Below are 22,691 nucleotides of genomic sequence, written 5' to 3' on the forward strand. Positions count from 1 at the left end.
GTGTACGACGCCGCTGCGGCGACGGCGACGCCCTCGAGCGGCAGCAATTCCTATACGCCGGCGAACCCGGCCTTTCCGGTGACCGGCTACAATCCCAATCCGCCGACGACGATTGTCACGCTGGATTCGACGGCCGTTCGCAATCTCACCACCAACACCCAGGCCGGTCTGGCCGATCGCGGCATGATCGCGGCCAATTTTTCCAATGCCGAGGATCCGGCCGTCAACAACGTCGTCATCAACAACGCCGGCTGGCTCAGCCTCACCACCAGCCAGCTCAGCGCTGGCCGGCTTCACGTCATCGTCGCCGACAGCCAGGTCAACAGGTTCACCGTCAACAACACCGGGACGCTCGCCGCCACCCAGAATTTCTTCGGCGCGTTCGATCCCACCAAGCTGAGCGTTTCGGTCGGTGCGACCGCGACGGGCCGCTACAACGGCACCAACCTCGCCATCATCTCGGCGCTGTATTCCGACGACAACACCAACAGCTTCGTGGTGAACAACCGCGCCGGCGGCACGATCTCGGCGACCGGCAACTATGCCGCCGCCTATTACGGCCGGGCCGACACCACGATCACCAACTCCGGCACCATCGCCAACACCAGCTGGACGGCGGCGAGCCGCTTCTATGATGGGCACTGGGCCATCGGCGCCTTCGCCGGCGCCGAGTTCGATACGATCCCCGGCAGCAATCCGGATTCGCCGCTCTACAAGTTCGACGCCGGCGGCAATGTGACGGTGACCGAAACCAAGGCGCTGACGCTGACCAACACTGCCGGCGGCGTGATCAAAGGCGATATCCTGGCGCTCGACACCAATCCGCTGACCACGGCCGCGGGGCTTGCGGCGGGATCGACCCTCCCGCTGACCGGCAGCGGCTCGAACTCGGGCCCGCGCGACAGCGTCATCAGCAATGCCGGCCTGATCCAGGGCAACCTCTATCTGGGCTCGGGCGAGCACGACATCGCCAACAGCGGCACGATCTTGGGATCGATTTCGGTCGACCAGAGCGCCTCGCGCGGCTCGTTTGCGAAGGCGACCGCAGGCACCGTCGCGGGCACCTATAGCAGCTCCGGCTCGGGCACGGACGTCAACGGCAATGCCTGTCCGACGGCGGGCGCGAACACGACCGATCCGCTCTGCGCCGCCAGCACCACCCGGGCGGCGACGTTTTTCGGCGCGCGCACCTTCAATCTGGTCAACACCGGCGCGCTCGGCGGCGACATCATTATCAACGACCAGGATGGTGCGACCAATACCATCCTGCTGAAGGGCACCGGCTTCAGCGGCAACGTCGTCGCGCAGAGCGGCCTCGGCAGCAATTCGCTGACGCTCGACGGCGTGACCAGCCTCGCCAGCATCGTCAATTTCGGCGTGCTCGACCTGATGAAGTCGCAGCTCACCATGAGCGGCGGGGCCGGCGTGCAGCTCGTCGATGGCGCGGTGTTGCGCACGACGATCTTCGGGTCGGGCGGCACCGCCGCAGCGCCGTCGACGAAGATCGGCAACATCACCGGCGCGGTGACCTTCGCCGGCGCGGGGACGGTTGCGCCGACGCTTCAGGGCATCGTGCGCAATGGCGACTTCTATCGTGTCGCGACGGCGGTGTCGGCGACGCCGCTCGACGTCGATTTCTCCAGCGCGCTGGTCGGCTTCACTGCCGATACCTCGACGGGGGCTCTGCTGCTGAACGCGTCCGTGCGGTCGCCCGCGACCATCGCCGGCGTCTCGCCCAGCAGCCTTGCCGCGCTCAACGGCCTGCTTGGCTACAACGGCAGCAATGCGCAGCTGCAGACGCTGGGCGGCGCGGTGCAGAGCCTCAGCACCGACCGGGAGGTGCGCGGCGCCGGCGATCAGTTGCGTCCGCTCGTCAACGGCGCCCAGGTCCAGGTGCCGCTCAGCACCGCATCGCTGTTCCAGAACCAGATCGACAACCGGCTGACGGCGGCGGCCGCGTCGCCCAATTCGCGTGTCGCCTCGGCGTTCGCCGACGACGCCGATCCGCTCGCCTCGATGCTGATGGCCTTCCATCCGACCAAGGCTCGTCCGACGGTGAAGGCGCCGCTGGCGTCGGCCATCGCGCCCGAGCCGGAGCGCACCGTCTGGGGCAGCCTGATCGGCACCAATGCGTCGCAGCGTGACGTGGCGGGTGTTGCCGGCTACAGCGGCAACACCGGGGGCCTCGTCGCCGGCATCGATCAGCGGATCGACAATGCGTTCCGCGTCGGTGCTGCGTTTGGCTACGCCACCAGCAGCATCGACGATCGGACCGCCGCCGGCGATGCGGTCGGCATGCAGCACTATCAGGGCACGGTGTACGCCGCCTATGTTCAGCCGTCCTGGTACGTCAACGGCTCCGCAGGCATCGCGCTGGTCGACTACACCACCACGCGCCGCGTCAACTTCGCGGGCTTTACCGACACCGTCTCGGGCAGCCACAAGGGCTGGCTTACGCTGGTGCGTGGCGAGTTCGGTGTCCCGGTGAAGCTCGGCGAGGCCGTGCTGACGCCGTTCGCCGGCGTGACCTACGGCCATCTCGATCAGCAGGCCTACACCGAGACCAGCACCGCAGGTGCCGCGCTCGCGATCGCCAGGCAGACCACCAACTCGGTGCGTTCGAACCTCGGCTTCCGTTCGACCGTTCCGCTGCTGGTGACATCGACCTACGGCTTCGGCCTGGAGACGCTGGCGGCGTGGCGGCACGAGTTCGGCAATACCGCGCAGAACGTCACGGCGGCCTTCGCCGGTGGTGGCGCGACCTTCTTCGCCGCCGGACCGTCGCCCGAGCGTAACCTCGCCGAGCTCGGCGCAGCACTCAAGCTGGTGGCGTTCGGTGAGCGTCAGTCGATCTCGCTGGGCTACAACGCCGTGGTCGGCAGCCAGTATCTCGAGCAGTCGGCGCTGCTGAAGGTGCGCGCGGAGTTCTGAAGCGGCTGCCTCGGGCAGGACCTGCGAAGCACGACGTCAAAGGCCGGGAGCAATCCCGGCCTTGTTGTTGCTTGACCAAAAGCGTGAGGTGTCTCCGCTGTCGTAGGGTAGGCAAAGGCGCGCGTGCGACACTGCATGCCACGAGCTCAACTCCACCGCGCGCCGTGCCCACCATTCCTTCCGCTTGCGCGGATGCACGGTGGGCACGCGACCGCCCTGCGGGCGGCTGCTTTGCCCACCCTACGCAGCCGGTATGAATCGTCGATGAGTCTGCTCACGATGGATTTTGGGCAATTATCCCGCTGACCTCGTGAACGAGATCGCTGCGCGCTTCTGGAATTTGCGAAGCATCGCGATTAGTTGCTGCCGGCCTCTGCCAACTACGAAATTCCGCCACAGAACCCGACCAGCTATTGCGCATCGTATCGAGCAGCGAGGTGGTGCACGTGAGCCGTAGATCTTCAAGCCTTGTATCGATCATCACGTCATCGATGGATGCCATTCACCGGCCCCACGTGCCTCCTTGGGTACGAGCGACAATCTCTGTCGTGCTTCTCGCCGGCAGTCTGGGGGCGCATTCTCTGCTGCTTGGCGATGCGGCGGCGCGCGATCTCGATGGGCGTTACGCCAATTCTCCGCTCAAGGGCTGGTTCGAGAGTTTGCGTTCGGGCAAGGGGCCGTGCTGCTCGAATGCGGATGGCACCGCGCTCTCGGACACGGATTGGGACACGAAGGATGGCCGCTACCGTGTTCGCATTGAAGGCCAATGGTGGGTCGTTCCGGAAGAGGCCGTGGTGACCGAGCCCAATCGCGCCGGCCGGACGATGGTATGGCCCGTGTATTATCGCGAGCTGAATACGGGCCTGCGCATCGATGTGCGGTGCTTCCTGCCGGGCAGCATGATATAGGTGGGGATGTGCCGGACCGCAGAAGCGCAGGGTGGGCAAAGGCGCGAAGCGAGGTGTCGCCGCGACAGGCGCGGCCTCTCGTGCGCCGTGCCCACCACTCCCTCCGCTCTCGCGGAGGCATGGTGGGCACGCGGCCGCCCTGCGGGCGGCTGCTTTGCCCATCCTACGTGATGGCGACTACTCCGCCGCTTGCGCCGCTTTCAGCGTTGGATAGTCGGTGTAGCCCTTCTCGCCGCCACCATAGAGCGTGGCGCGGTCGAGCTCGTTGAGCGGGGCGTTGGCCTTGAGGCGCTCGACAAGATCCGGGTTGGCGATGAAGGGCCGGCCGAAGGCGATCAGGTCGGCGGCGCCGGCGTCGAGCTGCTTGTTGGCGAGCGCGAGGTCGTAGCCGTTGTTGGCGATATAGGTGCCCTTGAAGCGCTTGCGCAGCAACGCGTAGTCGAACGGCGCGACGTCGCGCGGACCGCCGGTCGCACCCTCGATGACGTGGATGTAGACGAGCTTCAGCGCAGCGAGCTGGTCGACGATGTGGTCGAACAGCGCCTGCGGATTGGAATCGGAGATGTCGTTCGCGGGCGTCACCGGCGACAGCCGGATGCCGGTCTTGTCGGCGCCGATCGCCTCCGAGACGGCCTTGGCGACCTCGAGCATCAGCTTTGCGCGGTTCTCGATCGACCCGCCATAGGCGTCGGTGCGCTTGTTGGCGCCGTCCTTGGCGAACTGGTCGAGCAGATAGCCGTTGGCGCCGTGGATCTCGACGCCGTCGAAGCCGGCCTCGATCGCATTGAGCGCGGCCTGCTTGAACGCCGCGACGATGCCGGGAATCTCACTGAGCTCGAGCGCGCGCGGCGTCGAGACGTCGGTGAAGGTGCCGCCGACGAAGGTCTTGGTCTTGGCAGGAATCGCCGAGGGCGCGACCGGGGCGCCGCCGTTCGGTTGCAGCGAGACATGGGAGATGCGGCCGACGTGCCAGAGCTGGACGAAGATGCGGCCGCCCTTTGCGTGCACCGCGTCGGTCACCTTGCGCCAGCCGGCGATCTGCTCCTTGGAATAGATGCCGGGCGTGTCCTGGTAGCCTTGGCCCTGCTGCGAGACCTGGCTGGCCTCGGAGATCAGCAGGCCGGCGGAGGCGCGCTGGCTGTAATATTCGGCCGTCAGCGGGCCCGGCGCGAGGCCGTCCACGGCGCGGTTGCGGGTCAGCGGCGCCATCACGACGCGATTGGCCAGGGTGATCGGACCGAGCTTATGCGGCTCGAACAATTTGGATGCACTCATCGGGTCTTTCCAGGAGAGAGGAGGGGGTTGTGGTCAATTGTGCATTGCCGCGAACAGCGCAATGCCAGGAGGTATCCGTCCGACGCAAACGAGCTGCGCGATCGGGGCCGCCGCAACAAGCCGTTCGTTGGGTAGCCTGCTGCAGAAAACAAAAGGGGGTCAGGCAACTCCGAGGAAGTCCCGCTTGCCGATTTCGACGCCGTTGTGGCGGAGGATGCCGTGCGCGATCGCGGCGTGGAAATAGAAGTTCGGAAACGAGACGCGGTTAACGAAGTCCTGCCCCTTCAGGGTCAGCGTGGTGTTGGGCCCGCTTGGAAAGGTCACGTCGCGGCTATCGGCCCCTTCGAACTTCGCAGGCTGGAACGTCTTCAGGTAATCGATGGTTCTGGCAAGCCGCTGGCGAAGCTCGGCGAACGTCGTCTCGGTGTCGGGTGTGCTCGGGACCTCGCTGTGGGAAAGCCGGGCGCAGCCTTTGGCGGCGAAGTCGCAGGCGAGCTGGATCTGTTTGGAGAGCGGCAGCATGTCTGGATACAGGCGCGCGCCGAGCAGCACCTCGGGGGCGATCTTTTTGGCTTCGCAATGGGCCTCGGCCTTGCTGAGCAGGCCGGACAGGCTGCCGAGGATCTGGAGGTAGGCCGGCACGGTCGAATCGTAAAAGGACATGATGCTCTCTTTTGGCAGGAGACGTCGCGACGAAAGCGCGCGCCCTCGGAGATGGGGCGGCGTCCAAGAGAATGCAACTGCATCTTTCTGGTTTTTGCGGTCGCCGTGCATTCCAGTCGTTCACGCTGAGGTCACGGCGATTGTGGACGCGTCCCCTAGAGGATTTCGCCAAGCCGTGGACGAAATGCCGGATCGAGGTCGTGGAGAACGACGAGCCTGGGTGGCCGAACATGGTCAGGATGAAGATCGGCGCTACAAGCCAAATTGGGCTTCAATTGTCCGTCTGCTCGCGCTTTTGTCCTGAGCGATCGTCTGGCGGTCCAATTCCAAGGTGATAAATTGGAATAGCCAAGAGCGGACGACAGGGTCGCATGAAGTCGGACAATAAGTCATCAGCAATTAAGAGACGAGGAGCGTCGCGCGATGATGTCGGCTCACCCTACCGTGTCGCTGTCGCTGAAGCCGGCGCCGCCTGCGCCCGCGGTGTGCCGCGCATGCCTACGAGCAGTTCCGCCGTTGGCCAGGAATCGGCCGGCAGTCCCAGCCTCAGCTGCATGGTCTTGACCGCGATACGGCTCTGCTGGCCGAGCACGCCGTCGACCTTGCCGACGTCGAAACCGGCCTTCACCAGGAGCTGCTGCAGCTCCTTGATCTCGTTGAACGGCAGTTGCGCGACCGGGCCGCTGGCTTTGCGCATCGGCGCCGCGCCGGCGATGCGGGTGGCGAGATAGGCCGCGGTGGTCGAATAGATCAGCGAGTTGTTCCATTCGGTATAGGCCGCGAAATTGGCGTAGGCCAGGAACGCCGGGCCGTTGCGGCCCATCGGCAGCAGCACGGAGGCTTCGAGCGGATCGTTCGGCAGCGACCGGCCGTCGGCATAGGTCACGCCGAGGCCGGCCCATTTGCTGCGCGGCGCCTTGACGGTGAGATCGGCCTGCTCCCAGGGGAAGGTCTGGGGCACGCGGATCTCCTCCAGCCAGGGTTCGCCGCGGCGCCATTTCAGCCCGGTCGCGATATAGTTCGCCGTCGAGCCGATCACGTCGGGCGCGCTGCGCAGCAGATCGCGACGGCCGTCGCCGTCATAATCGACGGCATAGGTGACGTAGTGGGTCGGCAGGAACTGAGTCTGGCCGAGCTCGCCGGCCCAGGAGCCGATCATCTCGGACGGCGCGAGGTCGCCCCGGTCGATGACCTTCAACGCGGCGATGGTCTCGTTCTGGAAGCGCTCGCTGCGGCGGCAGTCGTAGGCCAGCGACACCAGCGAGGGCAGCACCGGCAGGTTGCCCATGTTGGCGCCGAAATCGCTCTCCAGGCCCCAGAATGCGGCGATGACCGCCGGGGGCACGCCATACTCCTTCTCGGCGCGCGCGAACGCCGCCGCATGCATCCGGATGTGCTGCTGGCCGTTCTGCATCCGGTAGCTTGCGGCCATGCGGCCGGCGAACTCGGTGAACAGCTGGCCGAACACCCGCTGGCCGCGGTCGCGGTTGACGATGCTCTGGTTGTAGGTGAGGTATGGCGAGGCAGCCGCGATCGCGCTCTGCGACACGCCGTCGGCAATGGCACGCTGCTTCAGCTCGGCGAGAAACCGGTCGAAGCTCTGGCCGCTATGGCAGGCTGCGGCGCGCAAGGAAGGCGCCGGCCTCGGACGCGGCGCGGCCGCTTCCGGCGCCATTTGCGCCGCGGCGCTGACAACCAGCATGAACGAGGTTGCGAGCGCGCTGAAGATGACGCGCAAGGCAGTCGAAGAGCTTCGCATCCGGTCTCACCGATGGCTGTCAGGTCGTTGTCCAGCCATCGATATCCGATGCGGGGGGCGGGAGGGAAGGGGGCAGGGGCGAATAGCGAATGGCGAATGGGGAACGGCAAGAACCCTATTCGCTACTCGCCCTTTCACCCCACCTTCGCCAGCGCCGCCTGGGCCTCGCTCTGGATCCGCTTGAGATGCTCGGCGTCGCGAAAGCTCTCGGCATAGAGCTTGTTGACGTCCTCGGTGCCGGAGGGGCGCGCCGCGAACCAGCCGTAGTCGGTCTCGACCTTGATGCCGCCGAACGACTGGCCGTTGCCCGGAGCCTTCGTATGCACCATGCGGACGGGATCGCCGGCGAGCTCCTTCAGGTTCAGCATTTCCGGCGTCAGGGCCTTCAGCGCCGCCTTTGCCGACGGGCTCGCCGGTACGTCGATGCGCTCATAGACCGGCGCGCCGAGCTCTGCCGTCAGCTCCTTGTAGAGCTCGCTCGGGTCGCGGCCGCGCTTGGCCATGATCTCGGCCGCGAGCAGTCCGAGGATCAGGCCGTCCTTGTCGGTGGTCCACACCGTGCCGTCGCGCTTCAGGAACGACGCGCCCGCGCTCTCCTCGCCGGCGAAGCCGAAGCTGCCGGAGCCGAGGCCCTCGACGAACCATTTGAAGCCGACCGGCGTCTCGACCAGCTTGCGGCCGAGCTTGCGCGCGACGCGGTCGATCATCGAGCTCGATACGATGGTCTTGCCGATCGCGGCATCGGCGCGCCAATCGGGCCGGTGCGCGAACAGATAGGAGATGGCCGTCGCCAGATAGTGGTTGGGATTCATCAGCCCGCCCGAACGCGTGACGATGCCATGGCGGTCGGCGTCGGTGTCGTTGGCAAACGCGACATCGAAGCGCTCGCGCATGCCGATCAGGCTCGCCATCGCGTAGGGCGATGAGCAGTCCATGCGGATCTTGCCGTCCCAGTCGGCCGTCATGAAGCGGAAGGTCGGATCGACGAGCTCGTTCACGATGGTGGCATTGAGGCCGTAGCGCTCGATGATCGGCGCCCAATAGGCGATCGCCGCGCCGCCGAGCGGATCGATGCCGATCTTGATGCCGGCCGCCTTGACGGCGTCGAGATCGACGGTGTTGGCGAGATCGGCGACGTAGGGCGTGATGTAGTCGTAAGCGTGCACCGAGGCGCGCTGCTTGGCATGACTGTAGCTGATGCGCGACACGCCATCGAGGTCGTTGGCGAGATAGACGTTGGCCTGCCGCTCGATCTCGGCGGTCGCGTCGGTGTCGGCGGGACCGCCATGCGGCGGATTGTATTTGTAGCCGCCATCCTCCGGCGGATTGTGCGACGGCGTGATGACGATGCCGTCGGCGAGATGCGCCGTGCGGCCCTTGTTGTAGGAGATGATGGCGTGCGAGATCACCGGTGTCGGCGTGTAGCCGCCGTCCTTGTCGACCATCACCTCGACGCCATTGGCGCCGAACACTTCGAGCGCGCTGGCGAGCGCCGGCTCCGCCAGCGCGTGGGTGTCGATGCCGACGAAGAGGGGGCCGTCGAGGCCCTGCTGGCGCCGGTAGTCGCAGAGCGCCTGGCTGGTGGCGAGAATGTGGTTCTCGTTGAAGCCGGTCTTCAACGACGAGCCGCGATGGCCCGACGTGCCGAACGCGACGCGCTGGGTCGGCTGGTGCGGGTCGGGCTTCAGCGCATAATAGGCCGTGATCAGCCGCGGAATGTTGGCGAGCGCGGCATTGGCGATCGGCTTGCCGGCTGCGGGGTCTGTCTTGGCCATGGAGCATCCTTCGCAAGTTCGAGAAACATCTGCGGCGGCGCTTCGTTCCGCCGCGGCGGGCGCAGGGAACGCGGGGCGTCGCGACGAACCTGCCGCAACATGGCGGCGCGCGGTGATCCGATCAACGGAATTTGTGCACGCCCCCCGCGGCGGCGTGAAGCCTATTTGATATCCGCTGAGGGAATGCCGGGTTCTCGCGGTCGAGGCCGGCCAATGCCGCCGCCTTGTGCGCGCGACATTAACCACGCCTCACTGAGTCCGCGTGCCGGGACCGGCGCTTAAGCCTGAGTTTAACGGATGGCCCTTGAAATAGCAGGCCAAAGCAGAGGCGCGTCCCGTGCGCAGGAGAGTCGTCAGGAGCGGAAAAGTGAGAGCGCTTTGTCTCGGCGCGTTGGCCGTCGTTTCAACCTTGGCCCTGGCCGGCTGCAGCCACCAGGTGACGCCGCAGGTGGCCTCGCCTTGCGTCGATCTGAGCGGAAGGCCCTGCGTGGACGGTCCCGTCGCCGACGAGCCGCCGCAATCATTGGAGCCTGCCAAGACGATCCGTAAGCCTGCAGCCGCGGTCGCGCGCCGCGCGGCCCTGCAGCGCAAGCACGCCCACGCTGCAAAGCGCCGGGTCAAGCCGCAAATCGTCACCGCCAAGACGATTGAAAAGCCGATTGAAAAGGCGATTGATAAACCGATCGAAAAGCCGCTCGCGGCGCCGGCGCAAACGCCGCGGCCCGATCCGGTCGCGCCGGCTGACGGCGCGCCCGCGCCGGTGATCAAGACCCCCTCCGCCACGACGGACACGCCGAATCCGGCCAAGGTCCAAAACGACGTCATGGTGGCTGCGGTGACGGTGGCGGCCGAACTGGCCGAGCGGATGACCGCGCTGCGTGTCCCAGAGGGGCCCGCCGACAGTCATCTCGTCGCGGTGCTGCTGGCGCGTCCCACCGTGCGCGGAGTGGGCGATCTCAGCGGCAAGGTGATCGCGATCGACGAGCGCTATGCCAAGTCCAACGCGAAGATCACCGCGGCCATGAATGCGGCCGGTGCGACGGAGGTGCTGCTGCTGGAAGGACAGGCCACCGCGATCACCCGGCTGAACAATGGCGAGGTGAGCGCAGCCGTGGTGGCCCTGGTCTCGCCGGAGGCCGCGGAGGCGTTTCCGAAGATCGCGGGCTTTCGCCGGTTCTCTGTCGTCCTGAAGCCGTAGCTTCAGGACGTTGTTCCACAGACCGGCTAGGTCGCGGCGGTGCTGCGCGCCGGCCGCGGCAACGCCGCGCCTTTTGCGGCGGCGATGCCCCTGGGAAAGCCGCTGCGGTCGCTGTAGAGGCGCTTGCGGCCGCGTCGCGGATCGTGCTGGCTCTTGACGTCCTGGGCGCACATGTAGTCCAGCGCCGTGATGCCTCCGACCATGACCAGCGCCGCCAGCACGCTGGCCACGCGCGGATTGCTCGGCCTGAGCTCACCGACCAGCGTCATCATGTCGAGCCCATCGCCGGCGACGCGGCTCAGCAGGCCGGCCCGCTTCTCCACCGAGAGCGTGAGCACGCCGGCGAACAGCTCGCGCACGCCATAGGCGCGCACCAGTCCCTCGCGGCCCTCCATGCCGAGCGCATGGGTGACGCGGTGCGGCGCCAGCAGCTCCAGCGTGCCGAGCGCAATGCTGAACCAGCCGAGCCCGCAGGCCAGACGATCGGCCGGCGTCAGCGAGCTCGGGCCGGTCGAGATGATCCTGGGGTCGCCTTTCGACCTCACGAGATTCGAGACATGAAACATGCGATGGGATCCCTTATGGCTTCAGCACGACCTTGACGCAGCTGTCCTGCTTGTCGCGGAAGGCGCGGTACATCTCAGGTCCCTGTGCGAGCGGCACGGTGTGGGTGATGACGAAGGACGGGTCGATCTGGCCATCCTCGATGCGCTGCACGAGGTCGTCGGTCCAGCGGTTGACGTGGGTCTGGCCGGTGCGGATCGTCAGGCCCTTGTTCATCAGCGCGCCCATCGGCACCATGTCGGACAGTCCGCTATAGACTCCGGGGATCGAGACGATGCCGCCGGGACGGCAGACATAGATGATCTCGCGCAGCACGTGCGGCCGGTCGTTCTCGAGCATGAACATCTGCTTGGCGCGATCGATTACGCTATTGGGCTGCGCCAGGGTGACATGGCTCTCGAAGCCGACGCAATCGATGCACTTCTCCGGGCCCTTGTTGTCGGTCAGCTCGTTCAGCCGTCCGACCACGCTCTCCTTGTCGAAATTGATGGGGATGGCGCCGCTGGCCTCGGCCATCGCCAGCCGCTCCGGAATGCGGTCGATCGCAATCACCTTGGCGGCGCCGAGCAGGATGGCGCTGCGGATCGCCATCTGTCCCACCGGGCCGCAACCCCACACAGCGACCGTATCGTCCGGCTCGATGTCGCATTGCGCGGCCGCCTGCCATCCGGTCGGGAAGATGTCGCTGAGAAACAGCGCCTGCTCGTCCGTCATGCTGTCCGGAACCTTGATATGCGTGGCGTCGGCGAACGGCACGCGCAGATACTCGGCCTGGCCGCCCGGATAGCCGCCGGTGAGATGCGTGTAGCCGAACAGGCCTGCGGTGGTGTGTCCGAACACCTTCTCGGCAAGATGCTTGTTGCGGTTGGTGGTCTCACAGACCGAGAAATTGCCGCGCCGGCACTGCTCGCATTCGCCGCAGATGATGGTGAAGGGCACGACGATGCGGTCGCCCTTCTTGAGCTTGCCGTTGACGCCGGAGCCGACCTCGACGACCTCGCCCATGGTCTCGTGGCCCATGATGTCGCCGGGCATCATCGCCGGGATGTAGTTGTGGAACAGATGCAGGTCGGAGCCGCAGATCGCGCAGCTCGTCACCTTGATGATGGCATCCCTGTTATGCTCGATCTCGGGATCGCTCACCGTGTCGCAGCGAATGTCCTCTTTGCCATGCCAAACCAGCGCCTTCATACAGTCCTCCGGGCAGAATGTTGCGGAGGCAAGTCGAAGGGCGCGGCGATGGTTGCTATGGAGGGCGCAATTTTCGGAGGTGGCGAGGCGTCCGCTCGGAGCCCGGCTCAGGCGGACTTGGCGGCCTTCTTCGCCGTGGCCCTCGCAGGAGCCTTCCTGGCCGCCTTGCTAGCTTGCGGCTTGGCTGCCGCGGCGTCGGCCTTTTTCTCCGGAGGCTTGGACTCCGCCTTCCTGGGCAGCTCCGCGGCGGCGGCCTGGCGCATCGCGCGGGCGTAGCTGTCGGCGACGTTGTCGGCGGAGATCAGGAGCCGTCGGGCGGCGGCATTGGCCTGCTCGACCGCCTCGCGAGCGAGCAGCTTGAAGCGCTCCTTGGCGTCCTTGTCCTTGGCCTTGACGGCCATGCCGTTGAAGCGGTCCTTGCGCTTCTTCGCCGCCGCCAGAATGGCCTTGTTCTGCTGCTTGGCCAGTTGCCGGATCACGGCATCAAGATCGGCATCCGCCATCGTCGTCCCCAACTCCCCCAGAGAATCAGCGCGCCCCGGCGCTGCAAACCGCGCGGACTATGCAATCGGCGCCGCCGCTTTGCAATCGGGGTACCAGAGGAGGGGTACCGCGCAGATCAGGGGGCGGCGGGCGGATGAGACCCGCCCGGCATTCCGTGTTGGGCCCGCCAAAAACACTGTCCGCATGGCAGTCATGTCACTCTGAGTGGTGCATCGACACCGCCGGAAGGCCGCTTACGACAATCGGAAACGCAACGTAACCAATTCTCGGCAATTCCATCAATTCCAATGCAACGCTTGATCCGCAACATTCCCGGCAACATCACCGTGTTCGTTGGAGTGTGGCCGTGTTGGCCGGAAATAGATACCTCAGGCTATTGTCGCGTTTCCGTCGCGACCAGAGCGGCAACATCGCGATCATCTTCGCGCTTGCTTTGCTCCCGATCCTCGCCTTCGTCGGCTCGGCGATCGACTATTCGATGGCCGTGCGCGCCAAGGCGAAGCTGTCGGCTTCGATCGACGCCGCGATGCTGGCTGCGACCGGCTACACCGCCATGCGCGGCGCCGCGTCGGATGCCAAGACGGCGGCGACCAACATGTTCAACGGCCAGATGGCGGCGCACAATCTGGCGGCGGACTCGCTGAACATCGATATCAGCGACAGCGTCACCGCGCGGACCGTGACCGGCAGCGCCACCGTGGTGGTCAAGACGGCCTTCATGCACATGTTCGGCTACCCGACCATGACGGTCTCGGCCTCGTCGTCGGCTTCGGCCTCGTTCCCGACCTATATGGACTTTTACGTCCTGCTCGACAACTCGCCATCGCAGGGCCTCGGCGCAACCACGGCCGACATGACGACGCTGCAGAATGCGACGTCCGACAAGTGCGCCTTCGCCTGCCACGACACCTATACGTCGAGCTCGAAGAAGACGCTGCAGACCAACAGCTATTATTCCATCGCCAAGAAGAAGGGCGTGACGATGCGCATCGACGTCGTCCGGAGCGCGACGCAGTCGCTCACGGACACGGCGACCGCCAGCCAGGTCGTCAGCAACCAGTACCGCATGGCGGTCTACAGCCTGGGCAGCGACTGCGGCTCGCTCGGCCTCACGACCATCGCCAGCCTGTCCTCGAGCATGTCCTCGGTGAAATCGTCGGTCGGTTCGCTCGACCTGATGACGATCCCCTACAGCGGCTACAACAACGACATGTGCAGCGATTTCGACGGTGCGATGTCCGCGATGAACGGCGTCATCCCGACCCAGGGCGATGGCTCGTCGACCAAGCCGCAGAAATGGCTGTTCTTCGTCTCCGACGGCGTCGCCGACTATTCCTATCCGACCACCTGCAGCAAGACAGTTCTCTCGGGCGGCCGCTGCCAGGAACCGCTGAACACGACGACCTGTGATGCGTTGAAGGCTCGTGGCATCAAGATCGCCGTGCTCTACACCACCTATCTCGCGATCACCAACAACAGCTGGTACACGACCTATATCGCGCCATGGCGGGATTCGATCAGCGGCATCATGAAATCGTGCGCCAGCCCAGGTTACTACTACGAGGTCGATTCGAGTGGCAGCATCGGCGCAGCGCTTACCGCGCTGTTCCAGCAGGCGATCGCATCGGCGCATCTGACCAAATAGGGCAGGTCGTCCAGGCGCTCATGCGGGAAGTGCGACGAGCTGCTCCAGCGTCGCGCCATCCCTGAGGACGGCCAGGATCTCACGGCGCGACAGGAAGCGGATCGCCTGCGTGAACGAGCCGGCCCCTGCGATCCGCGCCTTGGCGGTGGCGAGGTCGACGTCGATGTCGCCCGGCTCGCGCCGCTGTGGCGCGGGCAGGGCATCGACATGCTGTCGCCGCAGCTCGGCATTCCGCTGCAGCGCGACCAGCGCGGCCTCGCGGCGGGGCTCGGGTTCATCGGCAAGCTCCCGCGCCCGGATCAGCACGCGCGGTGGCGTCCGGTCCTCGGGCGTCACGAACAGGGCGGTGCCGGTGCTGCGGCCGCCCGTCAGAAGTCCGATCGGAATAGACAGCACGAGGCCGGCAATGACCGGCGACATCCAGGCGAGCAGAGGCAGCGACACCGCATAGGCGCTGGCAGCCATTGCGAGGCCGCACAGGGTGGGCAGCGCGAACTTTCGATAGATCTCCTGCCGGCTCACGCCGCCGTCGCTGCGGCGCTGTACCTGCCAGCCGGCATCACGCCCCATCAGGATCTCGATCACGGCGACCGACTGGAAGATCATCATCGAAGGCGCGATCAGGGCCGCGAGCAGCGTTTCCGCCAGCACGGCGACACAGAGGCGCAACCCGCCGCCAAAGCCTCGGCGGCGCGTCGGCGTGAACAACGTGACGAGGCAGGCGAGCAGCTTCGGCAGCATCAGCAGGCCGAGCGTCGCCGCGAAGACCTGGGCGGCGAGCACCGGGTCCTGGGCCGGCCAGGTCGGAAACAGCGCAAAGCCCTTCGGGAAGTATTCCGGCCGGACGAAATTGGCCTGCAGCGAAATCAGGATGCCGAGCACGAGGAAGGCGAACCACAGCGGCGCGGTGATGTAGGCGCCGATGCCGATCAGCAGGTGCAGCCGCGATACCCAATGCAGGCCGCGCGCCGGCAGCACCGCCAGATGCTGCAGATTGCCCTGGCACCAGCGGCGGTCGCGCGCGGCATGGTCGATCAGCGATGGCGGGACTTCCTCGAAGCTGCCGTCGAGGTCGACCGTCATGTAGATGCCCCAGCCGGCGCGGCGCATCAGCGCGGCTTCTATGAAGTCGTGGCTGAGAATATGCCCGCCGAACGGCTTGCGGCCGCGCAACTCCGGCAGGGCCGCGTCCTGCGCGAACGCCGCGACGCGAATGATGGCGTTGTGGCCCCAATAGTTGCCTTCGGCGCCGTACCACCAGGCGTTGCCGGCCGCGATGACCGGCCCGTAGAGTCGGCCGGCGAACTGCTGAAGGCGAGCGAAGAGACTGGTGCCGTTGACGATCACGGGCAGGGTCTGGATCAGCGCCGCTTCCGGGGCGTGCTCCATCGCATGCGCCAGCCGCACCACGGTCGGGCCGCTCATCAGGCTGTCGGCGTCGAGGATGATCATGTGATCATGAGCCGCGCCGAAGCGCCGCACCCATTCGGCGATGTTGCCCGCCTTGCGGGCGACATTGTCGGCGCGGTGCCGGTAGAACACGCGATCGGTGCCGCAGGCCTCGCGCAGCGCCAGAAACGCGGCCTCCTCGCCGATCCAGATGTCGGGATCAGTGGTGTCGCTCAGCAGAAACCAGTCGAAGTGCTCGGCCTGACCGGTCTCGGCGACGGATTCGATCATGGCCCGCAGCCGCACCATCACCGCATGCGGATCCTCGTTGTAGGTCGGCAGCAGCATCGCCGTGCGGCTTGCGAGATCGGGCAGAGGGCCGTCGATGTCGATCGCGATCGTATCGCGCCGCCGCCCCAGCAAGGCATAGAAGCCGGCCAGCGCGCACACGAAGGCGAAGGCGATCCACGCAAGCAGGATCGAGAACAGCACCAGCACCATGCCTTCCAGCACGGTCACCCCGCCGACCTCGATCACTTCGTACATCTTGTAGCAGCCGGCCAACGTCAACGCGGCCGTGCCGGCGAAGATCAGCGCGCGCCGCAACGCGATGCGTGGCCCGCTCGTGATCGCCTGTTGCGCCGCCGGAACGTGATGCAGCGGCGACGGCTCCATCGCGAGCGGCGCTTCTGCGGGAAGGAAGCCGTTGATCGCCGCGCGATGAGGCGCGCGCATCTGCCTTGAGGTTACGGCGTCCATCGATAGATCCAGCTCTCGGAGACGAGCTTGTCATTGGCGGTCAGCTCGGCGCGCAGCTCGACTGGTGCGCCATTCACGGCACATTGGAAGCTCAGCCGCCATCCGCCCGTCTCGGGGTTGGGCTGCGTGACGATGTTGGTCACCTCCGCTTTGTCGGCGCTGACCACGCCTTTGACCTGGCCCGGATCGAGTTCCTTCAAGGCGTCTCCCTCGAGCTCGAGCACGAACAGCCGTCCTTCGCCGTGAACGCCGACGCCGGTGCGAGTGACGCGCGCGAGCGCATGCGGCTTCGGCGCATCCTGGCCCCAATGCAGGCGGTAGGTCATGTTGTGCTCGCCCTTGGCGGCGAGCGGCGCCTTCGGTCGCCAGAATGCGGCGATGTTGTCGTGGATCTCCTGCTTGGTCGGAATCTCGAACAGCACCACCGCGCCTTCACCCCAGTCACCGATCGGCTCGATCCACAGGCTCGGCCGCCGTTCGAAATGCGATTCCAGATCCTGGTAGGCGACGTATTTTCGCTCCCGCTGCATCAAGCCGAAGCCGCGCGGGTTGAGATCGTTGAACACGCTGACCTGCAGGTCTCGCGGATTGCTCAGGGGGCGCCACAACTGCTCGCCCTTGCCGTTGAACATCGCCAGTCCGTCGGAATCGTGCACGGCGGGGCGGAAGTCGTCGACGTCGTTGCGGTCGTTGGGTCCGAAGAAGAACATGCTGGTCATCGGCGCGAGCCCGGCGTGAGCGATCTCGACGCGCGGATACAGCGAGGCCTCGACGTCGAACACGGTCGTCTCGCCGGGACGGATGGTGAACCGGTAGGAGCCGGTGGCGCTCTTGCTGTCGAGCAGCGCGTGCACCACCATCGCGGTGGCGCCGCCCGTCGGCTTCTCCAGCCAGAACGCCTTGAACACCGGAAATTCCTCGCCCTTGGCCTCGCCGGTGTCGATCGACAGCCCCCGCGCGGAGAGCCCGTAGATCTCGCCCTTGGCGACCGCGCGAAAATAGCTCGCGCCAAGAAACACACAGACCTCGTCGTAGTAGTCCGGCCGGTTCATCGGCGCGTGGATGCGGAAGCCGGCAAAGCCGAGATCGGCGGCCGGGAACGCCGCGACCTGCTGACCGAATGCAAAGTCCTCCGGACGATAGGCCACGGGCTTGGCCTGCCCGTCGGCAATCTCGTAGATGTCGACCCGGTCCTTGTAGATGGAGCCGCGGTGGAAGAACTGCGCCTGGAACGGCAGGTTATCGCCGCGCCACAGCGCATGGTTCGGCAGGAAGCGGATCGAGCGATAGGCGTCGTAGTCGAGCTTGGCCAGCGCGTCCGGCAGCTTGTCGTCCGGCGCAGCGTAGGGCTTGGCCGCGAGATTGCGCGCGAGGTCGCGGACAGTGGCTGCACTGAACGGCTGCGCCGCTGCCGACGCACTCCGCGCCAGCGATGCGGCGACCGGGATCGCAGCCGCAGATTGAATGAACTGACGACGATTCAACTTATTCTCGCTTTGCTGCATGGAACTGCGGAGCAACATTTCTGAAGGCGTCGGGTTCCATCGGGAAGCGCGACCCTTCAGCCCGAACAATCGATCGTCGTGTCCGAACGGCACATGAACGACGATCATGACGCCGCTGACCGGTCGTTGCTCGCACGGCTCTATATTGGCAAAGGCGAGGGGGGAGGCTTCAACGTCGGACGAGTCCGATCCGACCTGGTCGACGGTCGATCGGCAAGGCGTCAGCCGATCTGGAACGCAACCATACGCGCAAGCCCGTCACTTCCGGACACTCCGCCGTCCCTTCAGGTGCGATGAGCCAGTCTCCCAAGCCGCTGCTCCCTTCGATCCTGTCGCAGCGATAGCCGGGATGGTTGCTAAGGCCACGGCCGATCAACACGTCGACCTTCCCTTCGACCAACTCATGCAAGCCGGCCGGCTGCACGACCCGCAATCCGATGTCGGGATGTATGCCGCGGAAATGCTCCAGCGCGAGGCGACGCAAATCGAAGCCGTCGTGGACGCCCAGTTGCAGCAGCACCGCGCATCGGGGTTTGAGCTGCAAGGTCGCATCTGCGATGCGGCGAAAGCCGTCGGAGATCCCGACCAGATAGGACTTTCCCTCCGCCGTCAGGACGAGTTGCTTGTGCAGCCGCTCGAACAGACGCACCCCGAGGCGCAGTTCGAGGGCCTTCACGTGCTGCCCGATAGCGGCGGGCGTCACATGCAGCTCATGCGCAGCCAGCTTGAAGCTGAGATGTCGCGCCGCAGCTTCGAAGGCTCGGAGCGCGTTCAGGGGAGGGAGGCTGTAGGTCATCGTCAGGCACTCTGGCACGGCAGGTCCGTAGGCCTGCAATAGATTTTCTTTCGCTGAGCCGCAGAAACTCTGCTTTGAGGCGCGCGGATGGTCGCGGGTAGGGTTGCTTGCTCAACGTGCTGGCCGGACAGGTCCGGCAACGAAGGAGGTTCGATGTCCGATATCCATCTCTTCTACCAGACGCACATCGGCGGCATGCAGGACGCCATGCGCCAGCGCCTCGACCTTGCCGGTCCCTTCCTGAGCCAGCGGGCTGAGCTGTCTGACATCGATGCAATCAGGGCCGACGTCATGAAGGAGTTCGACGTCGTGCTCAACCAGCTTCCATATGTCGGAGGCGCCGCAAGCCGCATGACCGCGTTCTTCATGCAGCTCATCGGCTTCATGGCCATGAGCCGTGTGCTCCGGCGACACGGCTTGCCATCCGACGTGATCGGCGACATCGAACGAGAGGTCCACAAGGCGCAGCTGCTCACGGAGCCTGAAGCGCAGCGTCTCGAAGCGGGCCGCCGATTCATGTCGCCCGAGAACCGGAGCTTCTTGCGTCAACAGGCGGCGTTGAGTACATCGGAAAGCCATCGGCGCGAATTTCCTGACGACTTCGTCTACGATGTCGTCGAGCCCGGCCCGAGTGACACCTTCGAATTCGGCATCGACTACAAGGCTTGCGGCTTCTGCAAATTCGCCGCTCGTCATGGTGACAAGGACATCCTGCCGAACATCTGCGGGCTGGACGTCGACGCCTATGCGACGCGCGGCGTCCGGCTCGATCGGACGCAGACGCTGGCCGGTGGCGCAAGCCACTGCAACTTCCGCTTCTCGCGGCAGGCCTCGGATTAGGTCGGATCATTCTTTGGCAACGCGAGGTTCTTCCAAACGAAAGCTCTCTTAGCGATTGCAGTTCGTAGGGTGGGCAAAGGCGCGCATGCGGCGCTTTCTGCATCTGGCGCTGCTCGCTGCGCGCCGCGCCCACCATTGTGTCTGCGCGCTCGTGACGGAGGGGGGACGTATCCGCCCTGCGGTCGGCTGCCTTGCCCACCCTGCGGCGCATCGCGAACACTGCGTCGTCAGCTACGCCAAGCGCGGTGTCGCGGGCGGTTGGAAAAAATCGCCGTGGATGCGGAAAAAGGTCTTTCTTTTTTTCAGAAAAAATGATTGTATGGCGCATCCCGTTCCGATCTGAGGGACGTATCGCGATCGTCACGAACGTGGGGGCGGGATGCGGTGGGCGTGTCGGGCTGCAGCGCGAGCGATCGCGCCGACGAACAGTCCGATGCGCACGGTCAAGCCGTGTGGTCCTGATCTCCCGGTGCTGAGATCAAGTTCGCGCCGACGATGGCGCTTGCGACAGGGGCAAGACAGCCGGTCCCTGGGGAGAGCACGGAGTAAGCCGTAAAGCCATTGTGCAGGGAGGGCCGGGATGTCCCAGCCGAACCTGTGGTTCCTGCCCCGTGCATTTCTTCACGCACGGGGGCCATGGGGGCGGCGCGCTCCCGGTCTTCCCTGCGCCCTCTGTATTCAAGGGGGCCAACTCATAGCAAAGCTCGGGCGCAGATGCGCTGCGAGAGGGTGGACGCATGCGTCTTCGAGCGTTATCGCGACTTTCATATCTCGACGTCGTTGCAAGCGAAGCGATCCAATCCAGGCCTCGGTATGCGACTCTGGATTGCTTCGCTTCGCTCGCAATGATGTGGATAGATGGGGCTAAAAACCCAGTGTCATTCCGGGGCGCGCGAAGCGCGAGCCCGGAAACCATCGGGCCGCAGGTGGTGTCGTCGGATGGATTCCTGGTTTGCGCTATGCGCGCCCCGGAATGACGGAGGAGAGAACCGTGGTCTCAAAGCTCCCTCGCATTGCTGAACGCGAACGAGCTGACGCGCCGCGTCGTCTCATCCAGGATCAGCGTCCGCGTGATCGGCGGCTCGGCGCGCTGGGCGCAGTTTTCGCGTTCGCAGAGCCGGCAGTTGACGCCGATCGGAGTGCCCTCTGTTTTCTCCAGATCGATGCCGGCGGCATAGACCAGGCGCGATGCGTGGCGGATCTCGCAGCCGAGGCCGATGGCGAAGCGCGGCTGCGGCAGCGGATGCGGCGCCACCGGGCGGCGCACCATCTGGGCGATCGAGAAATAGCGCGAGCCGTCCGGCAGCTCGATGATCTGCTTCAGAAGGCGGTCGGGCGTGTCGAAGGTCGAATGCACGTTCCACAGCGGGCAGGTGCCGCCGAACTTGGAGAACGGGAAGGTGCCCGACGAGAAGCGCTTGGAGACGTTGCCGGCATTGTCGACGCGCAGCATGAAGAACGGGATGCCGCGGGCGTTCGGGCGCGACAGGGTGGTGAGGCGGTGGCAGACCTGCTCGAAGCCGGTGTTGAAGCGCTGCGCCAGCACGTTGATGTCGTAGTTGAGCGCTTCGGCCGCGGCGAGAAACGGGGCGTAGGGCATCATCACGGCGGCGGCGAAGTAGCTCGCCAGCGTCATGCGATACAGCCGCCGCGCGGTGTCGTCGAGCGCACCGGCGCGGCCGATGATGAGCTCGAACTGCGGCAGGCATTCGGCCATGCCGAGCTGCACGGCGAGCTGGAAGGTGCGGCCGGGACCGTCGACCAGCTCGGAGATCAGCAACTGGCGGCGGTGGCGATCGTAGCGGCGCAGGGTCTCGCGCATCACGTCGACCGGCATGACGCGGGTCTGCACCGAATGTTTTTCGCGCAGCCGCGCCGCGAGCGCCGCATAGAGCGCCTCGGCCGGCACGTCGAGCGCGTCGCGCAGGCTTTCGGCCTGCTGCTCGAGCTCGGCGAAATAGTTGCGGTTGGCTTCGATCAGGTCCCGCACGCGCTCGATCGGGTTGGCCTCGAAACGGGCGCCCTCGTTGCGGTCGGCCATCTGCGCCGCCACCAGGGTCTCGCCGCGGCGCGCCTCGGTGTAGGCCGCGTACAGCCGCTGCAGCGCGTGGGTGACGCCGGGGCAGAGCTCGGCGAGATCGCGCAGCTCCTGCTTGGGCAGCTCGATCTGGCGGAACAGCGGATCGGAGAAGATCTCGTTGAGCTCGGCGAAGAAGCGGTCCTCGTCGGCGCTGGCGAGGTCGCGCAGGTCGAGGTCGTAGGTCTCGGCCAGCCGCAGCAGGATCTGGGCAGAGACCGGGCGCTGGTTGCGCTCGATCAGGTTGACATAGCTCGGCGAGATCCCGAGGCCCTCGGCGAGCTGGGTCTGCGACAGCCCCAATTGCTGGCGGATGCGCCTGAAGCGCGGGCCGACGAACAGCTTCTTTCCGGATTCGCCGGGCATCGCGATCCCCCTTCGGGCCGGCCGGCCCGCCTTTGTGACAAAATTTACAAAATGACATTTATGACAAGTGATGATGTTACATCACATCACCATTCGAAAACAAGGGCTCTATACGAAACAGCCGGACTCGCGTTTATCTCCTGTCACGCAATTCGCAATGCACTGTCAAAATTGTGACGGTTGAAGGAGAGTCTCATGAGCAGCAATTTCTGGGTGATCGGCGGCGAGTTCGGCTCGATGAATTTCCACAAGCTGGTGGAAGGCTCGGCCCAGGTGAAGGGTCCGTTCAAGTCGCGCAAGGAAGCCGAGGATTGCTGGCGCGAGGTGTCCGAGGAGAACCGCCACAAGGCTGGCGTGCGGTTCTCGATCGTCGAGGAACCGCAGCGCGCTCCGGCCGCCTGACGCGGCCGCGCAAAGGAATGCATTGCCGGGTATTTCAATAAGCTCGAGGAAGAGCCCAAGGACGGGGCGGTCTCAGCCGGATCACATCGGCGGGGGGCCGCCCACGTCCTTTTCGTGGTTACGACGGCGTGCTTATAACCCATT

General features: G+C 65.6%; 19 protein-coding genes. 7 read left to right on the forward strand and 12 right to left on the reverse strand.

The window, feature by feature from the left end; genetic code table 11:
• Positions 1–2,931 carry an autotransporter domain-containing protein gene (locus QX126_RS29540; protein ID WP_315785640.1) on the forward strand — a complete coding sequence of 977 codons (2,931 nt, stop codon included), beginning with the start codon at positions 1–3 and terminating at the stop codon, positions 2,929–2,931.
• A 274-nt stretch (positions 2,932–3,205) separates the two neighbouring features.
• Here QX126_RS29540 and QX126_RS29545 read toward each other — a convergent pair whose 3' ends face one another.
• Positions 3,206–3,433, reverse strand: a complete 228-nt coding sequence (locus QX126_RS29545; RefSeq protein ID WP_315785643.1) for a hypothetical protein — start codon at positions 3,431–3,433, stop codon at positions 3,206–3,208.
• Between QX126_RS29545 and QX126_RS29550 the strand changes: the two genes are divergently transcribed.
• On the forward strand, positions 3,423–3,839 hold the full coding sequence (locus QX126_RS29550; protein WP_409999132.1) for a hypothetical protein: 417 nt from the start codon (positions 3,423–3,425) through the stop codon (positions 3,837–3,839). The two genes, QX126_RS29545 and QX126_RS29550, sit on opposite strands and share 11 nt — an antisense overlap.
• Positions 3,840–4,016: 177 nt before the next feature.
• On the opposite strand, the gene QX126_RS29555 is transcribed toward QX126_RS29550, so the two are convergent.
• The 4 genes from QX126_RS29555 to pgm form a co-directional block, all read right to left on the reverse strand.
• A complete protein-coding gene (locus QX126_RS29555) occupies positions 4,017–5,114 on the reverse strand; it encodes an alkene reductase (protein ID WP_315785646.1) in 1,098 nt (365 codons plus the stop codon).
• A 159-nt stretch (positions 5,115–5,273) separates the two neighbouring features.
• Positions 5,274–5,777: a DUF1993 domain-containing protein gene (locus QX126_RS29560; protein WP_315785729.1), complete on the reverse strand. Its 504-nt coding sequence runs from the start codon at positions 5,775–5,777 to the stop codon at positions 5,274–5,276.
• Between the two features lie 439 nt (positions 5,778–6,216).
• Positions 6,217–7,452 (reverse strand): lytic murein transglycosylase, encoded by a 1,236-nt coding sequence (locus tag QX126_RS29565; protein WP_315776260.1) that lies wholly within the window; start codon positions 7,450–7,452, stop codon positions 6,217–6,219.
• Positions 7,453–7,670: 218 nt separating this feature from the next.
• Complete coding sequence (pgm, locus tag QX126_RS29570) at positions 7,671–9,311, reverse strand: phosphoglucomutase (alpha-D-glucose-1,6-bisphosphate-dependent) (protein ID WP_315785650.1); 1,641 nt, start codon at positions 9,309–9,311, stop codon at positions 7,671–7,673.
• A gap of 409 nt (positions 9,312–9,720) precedes the next feature.
• Between pgm and QX126_RS29575 the strand changes: the two genes are divergently transcribed.
• On the forward strand, positions 9,721–10,509 hold the full coding sequence (locus QX126_RS29575; RefSeq protein ID WP_315785653.1) for a hypothetical protein: 789 nt from the start codon (positions 9,721–9,723) through the stop codon (positions 10,507–10,509).
• A gap of 26 nt (positions 10,510–10,535) precedes the next feature.
• Here the strand turns inward: QX126_RS29575 and QX126_RS29580 are convergent, their stop codons facing one another.
• From QX126_RS29580 to QX126_RS29590, 3 genes are all read right to left on the reverse strand, one after another.
• The gene (locus tag QX126_RS29580; RefSeq protein ID WP_315785656.1) at positions 10,536–11,075 is read right to left on the reverse strand and encodes a hypothetical protein; all 540 of its coding nucleotides are present in this window, start codon (positions 11,073–11,075) and stop codon (positions 10,536–10,538) included.
• Positions 11,076–11,088: 13 nt separating this feature from the next.
• Positions 11,089–12,264, reverse strand: a complete 1,176-nt coding sequence (locus QX126_RS29585; protein ID WP_315785659.1) for a zinc-dependent alcohol dehydrogenase — start codon at positions 12,262–12,264, stop codon at positions 11,089–11,091.
• 107 nt (positions 12,265–12,371) lie between these two features.
• Positions 12,372–12,767, reverse strand: a complete 396-nt coding sequence (locus QX126_RS29590) for a hypothetical protein (protein ID WP_315785662.1) — start codon at positions 12,765–12,767, stop codon at positions 12,372–12,374.
• Positions 12,768–13,114: 347 nt separating this feature from the next.
• Between QX126_RS29590 and QX126_RS29595 the strand changes: the two genes are divergently transcribed.
• Positions 13,115–14,413 carry a TadE/TadG family type IV pilus assembly protein gene (locus QX126_RS29595; RefSeq protein WP_315738376.1) on the forward strand — a complete coding sequence of 433 codons (1,299 nt, stop codon included), beginning with the start codon at positions 13,115–13,117 and terminating at the stop codon, positions 14,411–14,413.
• 18 nt (positions 14,414–14,431) lie between these two features.
• Here the strand turns inward: QX126_RS29595 and mdoH are convergent, their stop codons facing one another.
• From mdoH to QX126_RS29610, 3 genes are all read right to left on the reverse strand, one after another.
• A complete protein-coding gene (mdoH, locus tag QX126_RS29600) occupies positions 14,432–16,561 on the reverse strand; it encodes a glucans biosynthesis glucosyltransferase MdoH (RefSeq protein ID WP_315785665.1) in 2,130 nt (709 codons plus the stop codon).
• Positions 16,549–18,045 carry a glucan biosynthesis protein G gene (locus tag QX126_RS29605; protein ID WP_315785668.1) on the reverse strand — a complete coding sequence of 499 codons (1,497 nt, stop codon included), beginning with the start codon at positions 18,043–18,045 and terminating at the stop codon, positions 16,549–16,551. Before QX126_RS29605 ends, mdoH begins: the two co-directional genes overlap by 13 nt.
• Before the next feature lie 190 nt (positions 18,046–18,235).
• The gene (locus QX126_RS29610; protein WP_315785671.1) at positions 18,236–18,862 is read right to left on the reverse strand and encodes a LysR family transcriptional regulator; all 627 of its coding nucleotides are present in this window, start codon (positions 18,860–18,862) and stop codon (positions 18,236–18,238) included.
• A 153-nt stretch (positions 18,863–19,015) separates the two neighbouring features.
• On the opposite strand from QX126_RS29610, the gene QX126_RS29615 reads away from it, so the two are divergent.
• Both QX126_RS29615 and QX126_RS29620 read left to right on the forward strand, forming a co-directional pair.
• The gene (locus tag QX126_RS29615) at positions 19,016–19,702 is read left to right on the forward strand and encodes an L-2-amino-thiazoline-4-carboxylic acid hydrolase (RefSeq protein WP_315785674.1); all 687 of its coding nucleotides are present in this window, start codon (positions 19,016–19,018) and stop codon (positions 19,700–19,702) included.
• Between the two features lie 85 nt (positions 19,703–19,787).
• The gene (locus QX126_RS29620; protein ID WP_315785677.1) at positions 19,788–20,045 is read left to right on the forward strand and encodes a hypothetical protein; all 258 of its coding nucleotides are present in this window, start codon (positions 19,788–19,790) and stop codon (positions 20,043–20,045) included.
• 654 nt (positions 20,046–20,699) lie between these two features.
• Here QX126_RS29620 and QX126_RS29625 read toward each other — a convergent pair.
• Entirely contained in the window at positions 20,700–22,145 is a 1,446-nt protein-coding gene (locus QX126_RS29625; protein WP_315785679.1) for a short-chain fatty acyl-CoA regulator family protein, read from the reverse strand.
• 195 nt (positions 22,146–22,340) lie between these two features.
• Between QX126_RS29625 and QX126_RS29630 the strand changes: the two genes are divergently transcribed.
• Positions 22,341–22,547, forward strand: a complete 207-nt coding sequence (locus QX126_RS29630; RefSeq protein ID WP_315717315.1) for a hypothetical protein — start codon at positions 22,341–22,343, stop codon at positions 22,545–22,547.
• The last annotated feature ends 144 nt before the right edge of the window (positions 22,548–22,691 follow it).

The sequence above is a fragment of the Bradyrhizobium sp. SZCCHNPS1003 genome, assembly GCF_032381555.1.
In the GTDB taxonomy this organism is placed as follows: Bacteria; Pseudomonadota; Alphaproteobacteria; order Rhizobiales; family Xanthobacteraceae; genus Bradyrhizobium.